A 15,860-nucleotide genomic window follows, 5' to 3' on the forward strand; every position below is an offset into this window, starting at 1 on the left:
CGTGCTCGAACACTGCGGACCTGCAGCTTGCCTTGCGCCGCTCTCACCTCCGATCGTATCGGGAAAGGCAGACACAAGCGGACTCTGTCCGCGATAGGTTCGCCTCAGGTTGGGAATTCCAGCGTCGCTTCGGTGTGCGCCCGAACTTCCTGTTTCGCCCCCTCGGGCGACCTACTTTGCCAAACGACGCAAAGTAGGCAAAAGTCTCGCCCCTGCCATCCGGCTTTTCGCTTCGCGAAAAGTACCCTCGGTTCCTCGGAGTTTCAGGGGCCCGCCACGAAGGGCCATCCCTGGCCCATCGTGGCTCTCGCGACATCCATGTCGCTCAACCCCTGAAACTCCGATCACCTTCGGCCTCCTGAAAGGGGCACTTCGGCGCGTGCGGAAATTTCCCTGGAAATCTCAAAAGCCAAGCCAAAGCCCAACGCTGATACATGTGAGCCGCCTGGAATCCGGCCTGCTCGCGCCCCTGACCTGGCACCGCCCCGCCAGAAATTTGCGCGCGGAAGTAAGGTCAATGCCCCGAATACTCCCCATAGAGAATCCGCTCCGCCAGCTTGTCGGCCACCCGCGCCGGTGACAGGTGATCGGCCTGGGCGTGGGCGTAGACCTCGGTCAGGCGGTCGGCGATGCGCGCCAGGTGGGCGGTGATGGTCGGCAGTGCCTCGCCCTGGTGCTGCAGGGCGACGTAGATCAGCCCGCCGGAATTGATCACATAGTCCGGCGCATAAAGGATGCCTCTGCCTTCCAACTCATCAGCCACTTCCGCATGGGCCAGCTGGTTGTTGGCCGCTCCCGCCACGGCAGCGCAGCGCAGGTGGCCGACCACCTGCGAGGTCAGCACACCGCCCAGCCCGCAGGGCGCAAGGATGTCGCAGGGAGTGGTGAGCAGCGCTTCATTGGGCACCGGGCGCGCGCCCAGTTGCTCCACGGCGAGCTGCACCTTGCCAGCATCGATATCGCTGACCAGCAGTTCGGCGCCCGCAGCGGACAGATGCTCGGCCAGGGCATAACCGACATTGCCCAGCCCCTGGATCGCCACGCGCAGGCCGTCGAGGTCATCGCTGCCCAGCCGCGCCTGGGCGCTGGCGCGGATGCCGGAGAACACCCCGAGCGCCGTGTGCGGCGAGGGATCGCCGCCGCTGGTGGTGCTGGTGACGTGGCGGGTGAACTGGGCGATGCAGTCCATATCGGCGCTGGAGGTGCCGCTGTCCACCGCCGTCACGTAGGCGCCGCCGAGGGAGTCGATCATGCGGCCGAAGGCTTCGAAGAGTTCGCCGCGGTTGCGCACGTGGGCGGCGCGCAGGATCACCGCCTTGCCGCCGCCCTGGCGCAGGCCGGCCAGCGCAGCCTTGTAGCTCATGCCCTGGGCCAGGCGCGCGGCGTCGCGCAGGGCGGCGTCCTGGCTGGGATAAGGCAGGTAGCGACAGCCCCCCAGGGCAGGGCCCAGGCGGGAATTGTGGATGGCGATGATGGCCTTGAGTCCCGTGGCCGGGTCCTGGGCAAGATGCAGTGACTCGAGCCGGGTGGCTTCCATCATGTCGAACATGGCGGCGCTCCCTTGCTGTGAAAGGTCGGCTGTCCGGGTATGGACTGATTCAGTATAGGCAGCGCCTGTCACATCACCTTCACGGGCGACGACCGCGCCACTGGACGAGTGCCCGGCGCTCCGGTTACAACCGCAGGGTCAGCCGGAGAACGCCATGGACCCGCGTCAAGCCTGCCTTGCCTGTCTTGCCCAGGACCCGCCCGCCCTGTTCGAAGCGGCCCTGTGGATTGCCGCCGAGCACGAACCGCAGCTGCCGCCGGAACAGGCGCTGCGGCTGTTCGACTCGCTCGCCCATCAGGTCGCCGTGGCGCTGTCCCAGGGCGCGGGCGATGCCGAGCGTGCGCAGTTCCTGTTGCGCCGGCTGAGCGAGCTGGGTTTCGCCGAGGATGACCAGTATCCCCTGCATCCGCGGGCGGCCCTCCTGCCCCAGGTGCTGCAGCGTCGCCATGGCCAGCCGCTGTCGCTGGCGTTGATTGCCCTGGAACTGGCGCGGCGTAACGGCATCACCCTGGTCGGGGTGAATTTTCCCGGACGTTTCCTGCTGCGCGTACCCGGCGCCGATCATCTGCTCGACCCCGCCACCGGTCGCCGCCTGTATACCCGTGACTGCCGCGACCTGCTGGCCCGCCAGCTGGGCGCCAGCATCGAGCTGTCTGCCGAGCACCTGCGCACGGCCAGCGCCGCGGACACGCTGCAGCGTCTGTCGCGCAATCTGCGCCAATTGCACCTGGCCGCCGGAGAACCCCTGGCGGCGCTCAAGGACGCCCAGCGCGTGCTGGAACTGGGGCCGCCCAGCGCCAGCGATCACCTGGCCCGCGCCGACCTCTATCACGTGCTGGATTGCCCGCAGGCCGAACGCTACGACCTGGAGCGGGCGATGCTGCTCAGCGACGACGCCGCCGAGCAGGTGCGCCTGGCCCAGCGCCTGGCCGAGATCAGCGGGCCGCCCAAGGCGCTGCACTGAGACCCAGGTCTCAGATCTTCAACAACCCCAGTTCCTTCGCCCGCGCCACCGCCTGGGTGCGCCGTTCCACACCGAGCTTGCCGTTGATCCGGCGGGCGTGGGTCTTCACCGTGTGCAGGGAGATGTAGAGGCGCTCGCCGATTTCCAGGTTGGAGCAACCGCGAGCGATCAGCTCCAGCACCGAGAGTTCACGCAGGCTCAGCAGGTTGTGCGGGGCCATCTCACCAGCGTGTGGGCGCAGGCCGAACAGCCCGGGCTGACGCCGCTGGGTTTCGCGCAGGGTCGCCACCAGACCGAAGCGCTGGGCCAGCGCGACGCCCTCGTCCAGGGCGCTGCGTGCCTCGTCCAGGCTGCCGGAGAGGAAGTGGGTTTCCGCCAGCGCCAGCCAGACGTCGCAGGCCAGGGTATGGCGGCCCTGGCGCAGCAGGTCCGGGAGCATGGCCAGCAGCCGTAGGCGGGCAGCGTCGGGATCACCATCGTAGAGTTCAGCCAGGGCCAGGTGGTGCTCGACCCGCAGGATCTGGTCCGGTGCCGCCGCCGGCGGGCGCAGGTGATCGGTGCGATAACGCGCGGCCACTCGCTGCAGGACCTCGCGCGCCGGACCGGCGCGGTGCTGGCGCAGGTTCAGCGCGCCACTGGCGAGCAACAGCGGGCCACGGTAGATGGGTTCAGGCACGTGTTGCAGCTGCATCAGCCGCTCGACTTCCAGCAAGCGGCTGAAGGCGCCGTCGGTGTCGCCGTCCAGCGCATCCAGCCAGGCCATCCCGGTGAAGCCGTAGATCGCGCTCGGATCGTGGCTGCGGCGGGTTTCGTTGAGGCCGGCGATGAACAGCTCGCGGGCCTCCTCGTCGCGTCCCTGGCGCAGGCACAGCCAGCCCCGGCGCAGGGCAACGCGGCCGGCCATGGCATTGCAGGTGATGCGCATCTCATGGAGGTAGTCCTGCACCCGTGCCAGCAGGGTGTCGGCGCGCTGCAACTCGCCGCGTTGCTCCAGCCACTGGGCGCGGTCCAGCTCCAGCAGCGCCTCGAAGGTGGTGCTGCCCTGCAGGCGTGCACGGCGCAGAGCCTCGCGGTTGATCAGCCGGGCTTCGGCCAGGCGGCCGTCGGCCTGGGCCTGCTGGGTCAGCGCGGACAGGCAGATCAGCGTCTGCGCCCAGGCCTCCTCGGGCAGGTGCTGCAAGGCCTCGCGCAGTTGCTCGCGGGAGCCGGGCAGGCCGCGGCCGTGGGTGAGCATGCCATTGAGGCCCTGCCACTGGGCGATCAGGGCGCGCTGGCGGTGTTCGCCGGGCATCGGCAGGAAGCGGTCGAAGCCGGTCAGCAGCGCCTCCACATCGTCCAGGCGACCGACGAACAACAGGGTCCAGGCATTGAGGATGAGCAGCCGCGGCGTGCTGCACAGCAGCTCCTCGGGCAGCGACTCGCGCAGTTGCAGCACGCGTTCGACGTTGCGTCCGTGCAGCAGTTGCTCCTCGGTCAGGCGCTGCAGCAGGCTGGCGGAAACGTCGGGCTGCTCGGCATACAGGGAATGCTCGAAGGCCGAGTGGATTTCCCCGCCCTGGGTGAACCACTGGCAGGCGCGCCGGTGCAGGGTCGCCGCCGGCCAGCACGACAGGCTGGCCAGCGCGCGGGCGAGCATGGGCGAGACCTGGAACCAGTGCTGGGTGTTGTCCACCGGTTCGATCAGCGCCCCCCAGGCCTGCAGGCCGTCCAGGCCCAGGCCGGGCTCGTCGAACAGGTAGTCGCACAGCTCGCGGTTGAAGCGGGCGATCAGCGCCAGGCCGCAAAGGGTCTGCGCCAGCTCCGTCGGCAGGCTGGCCAGCACCTCGCGCTGCAAGTAGTCCTGCAGCAGGCCGCTGCCGGTTTCGGCGATCTGGGTCACGCAGGGGGCGATGGCCTCGTTGCCGAGGCTGAGCAGACGCAGGCGTACTCCGGCGAACCAGCCCTGGGTCGACTCCTGCAGGGCCAGGCGCTGGGGTTGCGGCCACTCCAGGGCAGCGCTGTGCAGGTAGGCGTCCAGCTCGCCCTGGGTCAAGGCCAGCGCGTGGGCTCCCAGCTCCAGCAGCTCGCCTTCGAGCAGCAGGCGGGTCAGGTTGCAGGCCGGGCGCCGGCGGCTCGCCAGCCACCAGCCGACCTGCGGCGAAGCCACGGCGAGCAGGCGGTCGAAGCAGTCGTCGAGGGCGGAGTCAGGGGCGCGTGGATAGTCGTCGAGCATCAGCCAGAGCGGCTCGCTGGCGTTCTCCAGCCAGGCCCCCAGCGCTTCCTCGCCGGACCAGGGCACGCCCAGGGCTTCGCCCAGGCGTTCGCAGAACTGCTCGGGGCCCAGCGCCCGGCCGCCCAGGGCGAGCCAGACCACGCGGGTGCCGGCGGGCGCCAGGCGCGCACACTCGCTCATCAGCACCGTCTTGCCGCAACCGGGCGGCGCCACCAGCAGGCGCAGGCGGCATTCGGCCGCGCTCAGGCTGGCATGCAGCCGTTCGCGGGGCAGGTGCTGGCGGGGCAGACGAGGCAGCGCCACGCTGCTGTGCAGGGCGATTGTCGACATGGGCTTCTTCCGGCCATTTGCTGGCCAGACTATGCCCGCGCGCGGACCGCCGAAAAGGACCATCAGCCAGACTCATGGGCCGTCATAGCGCAGGGAATGCCCATGGCAGAGCATTTCCTGCCCGCCAAAAAAAGAAACCCGGCCTCCACTCGGAAGGCCGGGCCCAAGGAGCGGGTGTTACTCAGCGCACGCCGGCGTTACGCAGCGCTGCCGGGGTGAAGTCGGCCATCGAGGCCTTCTGGCCGAACTGGTAGCCGCGCTTCTCCTCGTTGTTCAGGCCGAAGGTCACGTAGCGGCCGGCGAGGATGTCGTACAGCGATTCGGCGGCATAGCCGGTGGCCAGTTCGGTGTAGAAGGTCATCTCGTGGCCTTCGCCGACACGCCACAGTTGGCCGCGACCGTCGTACAGTTCGGACACGGCGATCTGCCAGCTGTCCTCGTCGAGGTAGAAGTGGCGCTGGCCGTAGATGTTGCGCTCGCCGGACTTCAGGGTGCCGACCACTTCCCACACGCGGTGCAGTTCGTAGCGGGTCAGGTCCTGGTTGATGTGGCCGGGCTTGACGATGTCGTCGTACTTCAGGTCCGGCGAGTTCAGGTGGTAGCTGTTGTACGGGATGTACATCTCGCGCTTGCCCACCAGTTTCCAGTCGTAACGATCCGGGGCGCCGGAGAACATGTCGTAGTTGTCCGAGGTACGCATGCCGTCCGAGGCGGTGCCCGGACCGTCGTACGCGACCTGCGGGGCACGGCGCACACGGCGTTGGCCGGCGTTGTAGATCCACGCCAGGCGCGGTTCCTTCACCTGGTCGAGGGTCTCGTGCACCAGCAGGACGTTACCGGCCAGGCGCGCCGGGGCGGTGACCTGCTGCTTGAAGTAGGTGAGGATGTTGCCGGTCTTGCTGGCGTCCTGGTCACTCATGTTCTGCGGTACCGCGATCGATTCCTCGAAGCGGATCGGCGTGTAGCTGCCGTTGGTCTGCGGTACCACCTGCACCACGGTGCGCGAGATGTTGCCGCCGTGGTAACGGGTCAGGTGGTTCCACAGGGCCTGCACGCCGTTCTTGGGAATCGGGAAGGCGTAGTAGCGGCTCTTCTCGAAGTTCTCCAGGCCGTTGCCGTCGTTGATCGGCTGGACGAACTCGGCGCTGCGCTTGATCGCGGCGTAGATGTCATCGGGCAGCGCGAAGGTACGGTGGGTCTTGTACACCGGGATCTTGTAGGTATCCGGGTAGCGCTTGAACATCGCCAGCTGGCCGGCGGACAGCTTGTCCTTGTACTGGTCGGCGTTCTGCGCGGTGATGGTGAACAGCGGCTTCTCGTCGGCGAACGGATTGCCGAGGAAGCCCTTGGCGTCCAGCTTGCCGGCAGTACGGGAGATGCCGCCGGTCCAGGCCGGGATGCTGCCGTCGGCGTTGCCTTCCTTCTGCGAGCCCATGGGCGTCAGGCTGGTGCCCAGCTTGGCCACTTCGTCGGCGGACACCGCCGCCATCACGCCGCAGGACAGCAGGCTCAGGGCCAGCGCGCCGCATTGGAGGATTCTTGTCGTTCTCATGTCGATTCCTTGAGCAGGCAGGTCAGAAGTTCACGCCGAAGCTGAGCGAAACGAAGTCCCGGTCGACGATGGTGTTGTAGTCGCCGCCGAAGAAGTTCGTGTAGTTCAGGCTCGCGGTGTAGGTGTTCTGGTACTCCGCGTCCAGACCGATGCTGGCGGCCTTGCTGCCTTCGTTGAAGACCGGGCCGTAGCCGTGCACGTCATGGGACCAGGCCAGGTTGGGCTTGAGGTTCACCCCGGCGAAGACGTTGTTGTAGTCCCAGATGGCGCGGGCGCGGTAACCCCAGGAGGACGAGGTGTAGAAGCCGCCGTCACCGTACTCGGCGTCTGCCGTGGCGTTCTCCGGCACGCCATAGACGGAGTCGCGGCCGTAGCGTTCGCCGACCTTGTTGGTCATGCCACCGATGTAGGTCATGCCGACTTCGCCCACCAGGGTGAGGCGGTCGGCGCCCATGGTCTGGTCGAAGAAGTGGGTGAAGGTGGTCTGCGCCTGGGTGACTTCCTTGCGGATGTAGCCATGGTTGACCTGGTTGGCCTGGGCCAGCGCGCCGGCAACGCCGCCGCTGGCGAACCCGCCGGCCACGGTGGTGGCGAGCAGCGGCGTCAGGTCGGTGGTGTTGAGCTGCAGCGGCATGTTCGGCCGGTAGCTGATCTCGCCGTTCCACGCGGTACCGGTGGGCAGGGTGGTGGAGAAACTCAGGCCGTACAGGCGGATGTCCTCGGGGTATTCGAGGAAGTAGTTGCCACGCCCCAGCAGGATCGGCTGGGCCAGCGCCGAGACGCGCAGCGCGTTGATGATGTCGGCGGAGCCGGCGTTCTTCATGCTCACGATCGGCGTGCGGCTGTGGTAGTTCATGGCATAGGCGCCGTACTCCACATCGTCGCCCAGCCAGCGCAGGGCCAGGCCCCACTGGCCGGAGTCGCGGGCATCGCGGTCGGCGCCGCGCGGCACCATCAGGCCTTCCTGGGTGACGGTGACGCCCATGGAGTTGAGCAGCGAGTGGATCCCCGGCGAGTTCAGGGTGTTGATCGTGGCAGGGTCGAGGATGTTGTAGTTGGTCTTGCAACCGTCGGCGGCGACGTCGGTGGTGGAGAAGAAGGTGCCGCAGTTGTCCAGCACCGTCTGGTCCCATTCCAGCTGGTAGAAGCCCTCGACCGACAGCGCGTCGGTGAGGCTCTGGGACAGGTAGACCATGTTCACCGGGATCAGGCCTTCCTTGATTTCCGAACCGGGACGGCGGAAGGCGGAGACGTCGATGGGGTTGATGGTGTTGATGCTGTTGCCGATGAAGGTGCTCTCGCCCCAGCTCACCACCTGCTTGCCCAGGCGCACGGTGCCCGGCAGTTCGGCGATGGAATAGTTGTAGTAGCCGAAGGCATCGAGCAGCTGCGCGCCGGAAGACTTGGCGCCTTCCTTGCGGCCGTCGTCGGAGATGTCCTTCCAGGCCACGCTTTCGTCCTTCAGACGGAAGTCGTACCAGTACTTGCCACGGGTGAAGACGCCAAAGTCCCCGTACTTCAGCTCCAGATCGTGGATGCCCTTGAAGATCTTCGAGAAGGTATGGCCCTTGCGGAAGTTCAGCCGGCCATCGTCGTTGGTCTGGGTCATGCCGTGGCCGCCGTTGGCGGCGCCGATCAGGTCCTCTTTCGGACTCTGGGTGCTCCAGCTGGCACCCACGGACAGGCTGGAGTCGAACTGACCTTCGATTTCCCCGATATTGAAGTTGATTGCCTGAGCCTGGGTGGCGCATCCCAGGGCGACGGCGGTGGCGAGAAGTTGCGGTTGGAAGAATCCGCGCCTTGTTTTTGTTGTCATGCGGCTCTCCTGACGGTGTCTAGGTGGCCTTACCCTACTGAGCGACCTGGCAGGGAGTAAGCGCTCCAAGGTGGTATTTGCCGTGTCGCCCGAAAGAGTGAATCCCCCCTCTGGCATGCGCCATTGCGCGCGATATTGGCGCAGGCGATGACGGATCATCGAGACGATGGATAGTGCCCGGCCTCTGTAAGTGCATTGCCACTACCCGAGAAGCGCCGTCTGGGGCATCCTTAGCCTCCTATGCAAGCCATCGACCAACGCCCGACCGACAGTCACCTGACCGAGCAGACCCGCGAGGTGGTGCTGCGCTACCACCAGTGCTGGAAGCATCGCGACCTCGAAGCGGTGCTCGCGCTGTATCACCCGCAGGTGCAGTACAACGACTTCTTCCAGAACCGCACCCTGGGCTACACCGACCTGCGCGACTATGTGCAGGCGACCATGCCCAGCCGCCCGGAAGAGTTCCTCGACCACATCGATCGCATCCGCGTGGACGGCGACACCGCCTTCATCCAGTACCGCATCGCGGTGACCCTGAGCGGCCGCCTGGCGACCTTCCATTCCAGCGAAGCGATCACCGTGCGCGACGGCCAGATCTGGCGCATCAACGAATACGCCTCGGTGGTCCGCGAAGGCAGCGAAAGCCGTCCGCAGGCCATCGACCCGCGTCCGGCCACCAGCCGCCTGGGCCTCTCCCCGCGCCAGCTCAGCCAGCTGGCCAGCGACCTGGAAGACTATTTCGGCAAGAGCCAGCCATACCTGGCGCCGGACCTGGACCTGACCCAGGTGGCCACCGCCACCGGCTACACGCGCAACCAGATTTCCTACCTGCTCAACCAGGTGATGGGGCTGAGCTTCTATCAGTACGTCAACCAGACGCGCCTGACCCACCTGCTCAGCCAGCTGCGCCCGCCGCTGCCCTCGCGCATCGACGAACTGGCCTTCTCCGCCGGCTTCAACTCGCTCTCGGCCTTCTATCGCTGCTTCCGCCAGCAGACCGGCCAGTCGCCCCGCGAGTACCTGAAGCGCCTGCGCGAGGAGCAGGCAGAAGCCTGAGCTTTTGTCTTAAAAGCCCCTGCCGGCGGGTACGCGAGCAATCCTCGCGTACCCGCGCGCACGACAGAACCCCGCGCCAAATCTAGGCTTGCCGACATTCCCCCTTCTTCCTCTTGGAGTCGTCTATGTCGGCATGGCGTCATATCAGTCTGTGGATGAACCAGCTGGACGATGATCTCGTCCCGCGGCCGTCCCTGCAGGGCACCCTGGATGTCGACGTGGCCATCGCCGGCGCCGGTTACACCGGCCTGTGGACTGCCTACTACCTGAAGCTGCGCGCGCCGCAGCTGAAGATCGCCATCGTCGAGGCCGAGACCGCCGGCTTTGGCGCCTCGGGCCGCAATGGCGGCTGGCTGATGGGCAACATGCTCGGCGAGGATCGCCTGCTGGCCGGCCTGTCGCCCGAGCAGCGCCGCGCCTCCTACGACCTGCTGCACGACATCCCCGATGAAGTGGCCCGCGTGCTCGAGCGCGAAGGCATCGACTGCGACTACCGCAAGGCCGGCGTGCTCTATACCGCCGCGCGCTACCCGGAGCAGGAAACCCGCCTGCGTGACTACCTCAAGCACCTGCACGCCGAAGGCCTCACCGAGGACGACTACCGCTGGCTGAGCAAGAGCGAGCTGGACGAACAGCTGCGCATCCCCAGCGCGCTGGGCGCCATCCACACCCCGCACTGCGCCACCATCGACCCGGCCAAGCTGGTCCGTGGCCTGGCCCGCGCCGTGGAACGCCAGGGCACGCAGATTTTCGAGAAGAGCCGGGTCACCCACTGGGCTCCGGGCCTGCTGCGTACCGAGCAGGGCGAGCTGAAGGCGCACTGGGTGGTACCAGCCATCGAAGGCTACGCCGCCGACCTGCCACCGCTGGGCAATTACCAGTTGCCGGTACAAAGCCTGTTGGTGGCCACCGAGCCGCTGCCCGAATCGGTGTGGGCGGAAATCGGCCTGGACAAGGGCCAGGCCTTCAGCGAATTCAGCCGCCAGGTCACCTACGGCCAGCGCACCCCGGACAATCGCCTGGCCTTCGGCGCCCGCGGCGGCTACCGCTTCGGCGGCAAGCTGCGCAACGACTTCAGCCTGACAGAGGATGAAGTCGGCCTGCGCCGCTACCTGTTCAGCGAACTGTTCCCGCAACTCAAGGATGTGCGCATCACCCACACCTGGGGCGGCAACCTGGGCATGTCGCGACGCTTCCACCCGCACATGCTGATCGACCGTCGCAACGGCATTGCCCTCTCCGGCGGCTACGGCGGCGAAGGCGTCGGCGCCACCAACCTGGGCGGCCGCACGCTGGCCGACCTGATCCTCGGCCAGGACAGCGCCCTCACCCGCCAGCCCTGGGTCATCAACGACAGCAGCGTGCAGGACGGCCTGCGTGGCTGGGAACCCGAACCCTGCCGCTGGCTGGGCTACAACGCCATCATCCGCAGCTTCGTGCACGAGGACGATGTGCTGGCCAACCCGCACAGCGCGCCCTGGCGTCGCCGACTGGCAGAGAAGGTCGCCGCCAGCATGGAAAACCTGATGACCTGGAAGGTCGGCTGAGCCGCCACCCTTTATCCGAACAGCCCCGAACAAGAGCCCCCACTGGAGCCCCCGTATGAAACTGACCCACCTGAAAGACACCCTGAATGCCCCGCTGGGCGACGCCAACCCGGTCGCCGTGCCCCTGGGCGAGCCGATCTCGGAAACCCGCGTGGAGTCCATCGAGCGCACCGACCGCGTGGAAACCGGCATCTGGGAATGCACCCCCGGCCGCTGGCGCCGGCAGATCGTCGAGCAGGAGTTCTGCCACTTCATCGCCGGCCGCGGCACCTTCACTCCGGACGGCGGCGAACCGATCGCCTTCCAGGCCGGCGACGCCTTCCTGCTGCCGCAGAACAGCCTGGGCATCTGGGACATCCAGGAAACCACGCGCAAGACCTATGTGATCATCGAGCGCGATTGATCTGTTGGTGAGGATGACGGGAAGGTTCGGTGCTCGGGCCTCACTCGTTGCCAATCGACACCTGTAGGAGCGAGCTTGCTCGCGAACCGGATTCACCGGCGACACCCATGCTGGGCGGGTTCGCGAGCAAGCTCGCTCCTACAGACAGAATCAAAACTCCCCGTGCCGCCCTTTCCCCTCGGCGAAACGCTTCGCCCCGTCCACCGTCTCGCCGCTTTCGATCACCGCCATCCCGCCCTGGAATTCGTTGGCCAGCGCCACGTCGAAGGACAGCTCCCACTGCGCGAACACGCTCGCCCGGTCGGCCAGCATGCAGCGCTGGGGGAACTCGGCGATCTCCCGCGCCAGCTCCTCGGCTGATTCCAGCGCCTGCCCGCTGGGCACCACGCGATTGGCCAGCCCCATGGCCAGGGCTTCCTGCGCCCCCACCGGGCGACCGGTGAGGATCAGGTCCAGCGCCCGGCCCTGGCCGACGATGCGCGGCAAGCGCACGGTGCCGCCGTCGATCAGCGGCACGCCGAAGCGCCGGCAGAACACCCCGCACACCGCGTCCTCGGCCATCACCCGCAGGTCCGCCAGCAGCGCCAGCTCCAGGCCGCCAGCCACGGCGTAACCCTCGATGGCGGCGATCAGCGGCTTGGACAGCTGCATGCGGCTCGGCCCCATGGGCGCGTCGCCTTCCGTTTCCAGGCGATTACGCCGCTCGCCGTCCTCGGCGACGGCGCCCAGGTCGGCTCCCGCGCAGAACGTCCCGCCGGCGCCGGTGAGCACGGCAACGCGGGCTTCCTCGTCCTGCTCGAACTCGCGCAGGGCTTCGGCCAGCGCCTGGGCGGTCGGCAGGTCCACGGCGTTGCGTACCGCAGGGCGGGCGATGACCAGGGTGGTCACCGCGCCGTTCTTCTGGATGATCACGCTCATGGCGAACTCCTCGGGCCGGGAAGCGGAAAAGCAAAGGGCCGGCTTGCTGCCGGCCCTTTCACCTTACTGCGTTCGCCACCGTGGAACAGCCCCGCTGGCCGTTCCGCCGGTCAGGCTGGCCGGATCAACCGGCGTATTTCTGCAGGTTGGCCATCATCTCGCGCAGCGCTTCGACGTTGTCCTTGGGATGCGCGGCGTTCTCGAAATCACAGATCTGCGCGAAGTTGGCCGCCACGTCCTCGACGCTGAAACCCTCGCGCGGGTCGAAGCCCACGCCCAGGCTGCGCTCCCAGCGCACCTTGCCGATCCAGCCGCCGCCCACTTCGAACAGGCCGGAGGTTTCCTGGCAGGCTTCGCTGCCCAGGTACACCACCAGCGGGCTGACCAGCTCGGGCTTGAGCGCCTCGAACACCTGCGGCGGGATCAGCCCTTCGGTCATGCGGGTACCGCCGGTGGGGGCGATGGCGTTGACGAAGATGTTGTTCTTACGGCCTTCGATGGCCAGGTTGCGGGTCAGGCCGTAGAGGCCCAGCTTGGCCATGCCGTAGTTGCTCTGGCCGAAGTTGCCGTAGATGCCGGAGGTGGACGAGGTGAAGATCACCCGGCCGTAGCCCTGCTCGCGCATGAAGGGCCAGGCGGCGCGGGTCACCTTGTAGGCGCCTTCGACGTGGACCTTGTAGACCAGGTCCCAGTCGGCGTCTTCCATCTTGTGGAAGGTCTTGTCGCGCAGGATGCCGGCGTTGTTCACCACCACATCGATGCGGCCGAATTCCTCGACAGCCTGGCGGACGATCTTCTCGCCGTCGGTCACCGAGTCATGGTTGGCGATGGCGGTGCCGCCGGCTTCGCGGATTTCCGCCACCACGCGGTCGGCGGCCGAGGCGTTGGCGCCTTCACCGTGGGTGCTGCCGCCCAGGTCGTTCACCACCACCTTGGCGCCGTGCTTGGCGAACAGCAGGGCGTGGGCACGGCCGATACCGCCACCGGCTCCGGTAACGATCACGACTTTTCCGTCGAAACGCAGGGCATCACTCATGATTGGGGCTCCAGGCAGAATGGTTTTTCCCGGAGTGTCCGGCAGTCACGATCCGGTCACAACCAAGACGACCACGGCTGAATGGTGCCCGATAAGGCCAGGGGATGATCCGTCAGCGCATCGGCAGGTTCAGGTCATCACGCGGGCCGAGCTTGAACAGCCACCAGTCGTATTCGCTCCAGAACAGCAGCAGGCCTATCGCCGGCAGCAACGCCAGCGCCCCCAGGGCAGCGGGCACCCAGTCTCCCGTGAGCCAGGCGTAGTAACTGCCAGCCGCGCAGAGCCCCAGCAACACCAGCAACAGCGGGATCGCCACGAAGGCGAAATCGCGGCGCAGGTACAGCAGGCCTCGATACAGTCGTGACCCCTGCGGCTGGCGAACGGGAATGACGGATCTGAGTGGCATGGCAGCGGCCTCGGGCTGGACAAAAACCTGGGAAACTACCGCTGCCATGCAGGGGAGATCCATCAGACAGCTCCGAATCTGCTGACGGATCGATCCGGTGCTACGGAGCCCGTTGCTGCCGGAAGGCCAGATAGTGCTGTAGCACCGGTTCCGGCGCCTCCACCTGCGGGTAGTGGCCGATGCCGGGCAGTTCGACGGTGTCCGGGTTCGGGATCAGCTCGCGGTAGCGCACCACCATGTGCGCGCCGGAGATCGGGTCTTCCGGCCCGTCGATCAGCCGCAGCGGCACCGCCGTGCGCTGCATGGCGCCGACCCAGCGCTCGCGGTGCTGGCGGCGGTCGAGGATGTAGTGGATCAGCCGGTGCATGACCTTCTGTCCGTCGTTGTGGCGGATCAGTTCCCAGAAGGTATCCAGCTCCGCCGCGCTCGGCTGGGTCTGCGGGCCGAACACCTTGGCGAAGTTCTGCGCCAGCCGGCGGCGGTCGAACAGCTTGCCGAAGAAGCCGCCCAGCGGGCTGAGCAGCAGCTTCTGCGAGAGCACGGCGCGGTGGGTTTCCGGGAACAGTCCGCCATTGAGGAAGACCAGCGAAGCGAGGTTGAAAGCGCCCTCCGCGTGCCGCGCCAGCAGTTCCTGGCCGACGCTGTTGCCGTAGTCGTGCACCAGCAGGTGCACCGGCTCCTGGATGCCCAGGTGCTGCAGCAGCGCCTGCTGCAGGTCGGCCTGTTCGAGGATGCGGTAGTCGTGCTGCGGCGGTTTGGCGGAGTCGCCGAAGCCGAGCATGTCGCAGGCGATCAGCCGGTAGCGTTCGGCCAGGGGCTGCCAGAGGTAGTGCCAGTCCCAGGAGGCGGTGGGGAAACCGTGGATCAGCAACAGCGGAGCGCCGCTGCCGGCGCTCCAGTAGCGAATCGCGTGGCCACGGAAGTTGAAGTCGCTGCCCTGCGCGCGCCAGTCGCGCAGGGCGATGCCGGCCAGGGCCATCAGTCGCGGTAGCCGGGGTTCTGCAGGTCCAGCTTGCGCAGCAGCGCCGGCCACGCCAGCGCACCACCCATGCCCTGCTTGCTCTTGGTCACGGCGGCAGCCATGGCGCGGGCGCCATCGAGTATCTGCTGCGGGATGAGGATCAACTCGGCGCCGCCACCCTGGGCCAGCACCTGGATCTCGCAGGCGCGCTGCATCGTGAACATCATCAGGAAGGTGTCGGCGATGGTGCCCGAGCAGGTCAGCAGGCCGTGATTGGGCAGGATCATGAAGTTGGCTTCGCCCAGGTCCGCCTGCAGGCGCGCCTTCTCGTCATGGTTCAGCGCCACGCCTTCGTAGCCGTGGTAGGCGAGGCTGGAGAGAACGAACAGCGACTGCTGGGAAATCGGCAGCAGGCCCTGCTTCTGCGCGGACACGGCGATGCCGGCGGCGGTATGGGTGTGCAGCACGCACTCGACGTCGTGGCGCACCTCGTGGATGGCGCTGTGGATGGTGTAGCCCGCCGGGTTGATGTCGTAGGGGCTGTCCATCAGCTTCTTGCCCGAGGCATCCACCTTCACCAGGCTCGACGCGGTGATCTCGTGGAACATCATGCCGTAGGGGTTGATCAGGAAGTCCTCGGTGCCGGGGACCTTGGCCGAGATGTGGGTGAAGATCAGGTCGTCCCAGCCCTGCAGGGCGATCAGCCGGTAGCAGGCGGCGAGATCGACGCGGGTCTGCCATTCGGCGGCGGAAACCTGGTCCTTGACGTTCACGGTGGGCAGCGGATGAGCGGCGTGCATGGTCGGTAGCCTCTTCGTTGTTGTTGTTCGATGGCGCAGTCTAGTCAGCGTGGCGGCGAATCGACTGTCACGGAACTGACAGTTGCCTCTGGCACTGTCTGGCGAATGTCCTGCCATAAGCGCGGGCCGATCAGTCGCCTTGCACCGACACGCTCGCCACCTATAGTGGGCAAAGAAGCCCCGGCAACCGCCAGCACAAGAGTCCTGGGCAACATCCCGCAAAAGCGCCATCCAGACACTCCGGCACCCCGCCAGGAGGTCAGGACTGGCGGAAGCGTGCCTGCTTTCCTTTCCTGCCCCAGCGCCGTTT

General features: G+C 67.0%; 13 protein-coding genes. 4 read left to right on the forward strand and 9 right to left on the reverse strand.

Annotated features, from left to right (window positions below):
- Positions 1–514: 514 nt before the first annotated feature.
- On the reverse strand, positions 515–1,549 hold the full coding sequence (locus HNP46_RS23215) for a Glu/Leu/Phe/Val dehydrogenase family protein (RefSeq protein WP_184593690.1): 1,035 nt from the start codon (positions 1,547–1,549) through the stop codon (positions 515–517).
- A gap of 154 nt (positions 1,550–1,703) precedes the next feature.
- On the opposite strand from HNP46_RS23215, the gene HNP46_RS23220 reads away from it, so the two are divergent.
- Entirely contained in the window at positions 1,704–2,513 is an 810-nt protein-coding gene (locus HNP46_RS23220) for a SirB1 family protein (RefSeq protein WP_184593692.1), read from the forward strand.
- A 10-nt stretch (positions 2,514–2,523) separates the two neighbouring features.
- Here the strand turns inward: HNP46_RS23220 and HNP46_RS23225 are convergent, their stop codons facing one another.
- The 3 genes from HNP46_RS23225 to HNP46_RS23235 all read right to left on the reverse strand — a co-directional run bounded on the left by HNP46_RS23225 (position 2,524) and on the right by HNP46_RS23235 (position 8,423).
- Positions 2,524–5,055, reverse strand: a complete 2,532-nt coding sequence (locus HNP46_RS23225; protein ID WP_184593694.1) for a LuxR C-terminal-related transcriptional regulator — start codon at positions 5,053–5,055, stop codon at positions 2,524–2,526.
- Between the two features lie 181 nt (positions 5,056–5,236).
- Entirely contained in the window at positions 5,237–6,607 is a 1,371-nt protein-coding gene (locus HNP46_RS23230; protein WP_184593696.1) for a DUF1329 domain-containing protein, read from the reverse strand.
- Between the two features lie 22 nt (positions 6,608–6,629).
- Positions 6,630–8,423 carry a DUF1302 domain-containing protein gene (locus HNP46_RS23235; protein WP_184593698.1) on the reverse strand — a complete coding sequence of 598 codons (1,794 nt, stop codon included), beginning with the start codon at positions 8,421–8,423 and terminating at the stop codon, positions 6,630–6,632.
- A gap of 240 nt (positions 8,424–8,663) precedes the next feature.
- Between HNP46_RS23235 and HNP46_RS23240 the strand changes: the two genes are divergently transcribed.
- The 3 genes from HNP46_RS23240 (at position 8,664) to HNP46_RS23250 (ending at position 11,429) form a co-directional block, all read left to right on the forward strand.
- Positions 8,664–9,479 carry an AraC family transcriptional regulator gene (locus HNP46_RS23240; protein WP_184593700.1) on the forward strand — a complete coding sequence of 272 codons (816 nt, stop codon included), beginning with the start codon at positions 8,664–8,666 and terminating at the stop codon, positions 9,477–9,479.
- A gap of 125 nt (positions 9,480–9,604) precedes the next feature.
- Entirely contained in the window at positions 9,605–11,026 is a 1,422-nt protein-coding gene (locus HNP46_RS23245; RefSeq protein ID WP_184593702.1) for an NAD(P)/FAD-dependent oxidoreductase, read from the forward strand.
- Positions 11,027–11,081: 55 nt separating this feature from the next.
- Positions 11,082–11,429 (forward strand): cupin domain-containing protein, encoded by a 348-nt coding sequence (locus HNP46_RS23250; protein ID WP_184593704.1) that lies wholly within the window; start codon positions 11,082–11,084, stop codon positions 11,427–11,429.
- Positions 11,430–11,579: 150 nt separating this feature from the next.
- Here the strand turns inward: HNP46_RS23250 and HNP46_RS23255 are convergent, their stop codons facing one another.
- The 5 genes from HNP46_RS23255 to HNP46_RS23275 form a co-directional block, all read right to left on the reverse strand.
- Positions 11,580–12,347 carry a crotonase/enoyl-CoA hydratase family protein gene (locus tag HNP46_RS23255; protein WP_184593705.1) on the reverse strand — a complete coding sequence of 256 codons (768 nt, stop codon included), beginning with the start codon at positions 12,345–12,347 and terminating at the stop codon, positions 11,580–11,582.
- Positions 12,348–12,471: 124 nt separating this feature from the next.
- Entirely contained in the window at positions 12,472–13,383 is a 912-nt protein-coding gene (locus HNP46_RS23260; RefSeq protein WP_081516240.1) for an SDR family oxidoreductase, read from the reverse strand.
- Between the two features lie 112 nt (positions 13,384–13,495).
- Positions 13,496–13,789 carry a hypothetical protein gene (locus tag HNP46_RS23265; protein ID WP_184593708.1) on the reverse strand — a complete coding sequence of 98 codons (294 nt, stop codon included), beginning with the start codon at positions 13,787–13,789 and terminating at the stop codon, positions 13,496–13,498.
- 100 nt (positions 13,790–13,889) lie between these two features.
- Entirely contained in the window at positions 13,890–14,768 is an 879-nt protein-coding gene (locus HNP46_RS23270; RefSeq protein ID WP_184593710.1) for an alpha/beta fold hydrolase, read from the reverse strand.
- Complete coding sequence (locus HNP46_RS23275) at positions 14,768–15,550, reverse strand: class II aldolase/adducin family protein (protein ID WP_184593712.1); 783 nt, start codon at positions 15,548–15,550, stop codon at positions 14,768–14,770. The genes HNP46_RS23270 and HNP46_RS23275 overlap by 1 nt, the downstream gene beginning before the upstream one ends.
- Positions 15,551–15,860 lie beyond the last annotated feature (310 nt).

The organism is Pseudomonas nitroreducens (assembly GCF_014204515.1).
Classification (GTDB): domain Bacteria; phylum Pseudomonadota; class Gammaproteobacteria; order Pseudomonadales; family Pseudomonadaceae; genus Pseudomonas; species Pseudomonas nitritireducens_A.

What these genes read in the sequence shown, in the direction of transcription:
- HNP46_RS23265 (WP_184593708.1), bottom strand. Translation starts at nt 13,789, where the DNA reads ATGCCACTCAGATCCGTCATTCCCGTTCGCCAGCCGCAGGGGTCACGA.
- HNP46_RS23270 (WP_184593710.1), bottom strand. Translation starts at nt 14,768, where the DNA reads ATGGCCCTGGCCGGCATCGCCCTGCGCGACTGGCGCGCGCAGGGCAGC.
- HNP46_RS23225 (WP_184593694.1), bottom strand. Translation starts at nt 5,055, where the DNA reads ATGTCGACAATCGCCCTGCACAGCAGCGTGGCGCTGCCTCGTCTGCCC.
- HNP46_RS23255 (WP_184593705.1), bottom strand. Translation starts at nt 12,347, where the DNA reads ATGAGCGTGATCATCCAGAAGAACGGCGCGGTGACCACCCTGGTCATC.
- HNP46_RS23230 (WP_184593696.1), bottom strand. Translation starts at nt 6,607, where the DNA reads ATGAGAACGACAAGAATCCTCCAATGCGGCGCGCTGGCCCTGAGCCTG.
- HNP46_RS23250 (WP_184593704.1), top strand. Translation starts at nt 11,082, where the DNA reads ATGAAACTGACCCACCTGAAAGACACCCTGAATGCCCCGCTGGGCGAC.
- HNP46_RS23240 (WP_184593700.1), top strand. Translation starts at nt 8,664, where the DNA reads ATGCAAGCCATCGACCAACGCCCGACCGACAGTCACCTGACCGAGCAG.
- HNP46_RS23235 (WP_184593698.1), bottom strand. Translation starts at nt 8,423, where the DNA reads ATGACAACAAAAACAAGGCGCGGATTCTTCCAACCGCAACTTCTCGCC.
- HNP46_RS23275 (WP_184593712.1), bottom strand. Translation starts at nt 15,550, where the DNA reads ATGCACGCCGCTCATCCGCTGCCCACCGTGAACGTCAAGGACCAGGTT.
- HNP46_RS23215 (WP_184593690.1), bottom strand. Translation starts at nt 1,549, where the DNA reads ATGTTCGACATGATGGAAGCCACCCGGCTCGAGTCACTGCATCTTGCC.
- HNP46_RS23220 (WP_184593692.1), top strand. Translation starts at nt 1,704, where the DNA reads ATGGACCCGCGTCAAGCCTGCCTTGCCTGTCTTGCCCAGGACCCGCCC.
- HNP46_RS23260 (WP_081516240.1), bottom strand. Translation starts at nt 13,383, where the DNA reads ATGAGTGATGCCCTGCGTTTCGACGGAAAAGTCGTGATCGTTACCGGA.
- HNP46_RS23245 (WP_184593702.1), top strand. Translation starts at nt 9,605, where the DNA reads ATGTCGGCATGGCGTCATATCAGTCTGTGGATGAACCAGCTGGACGAT.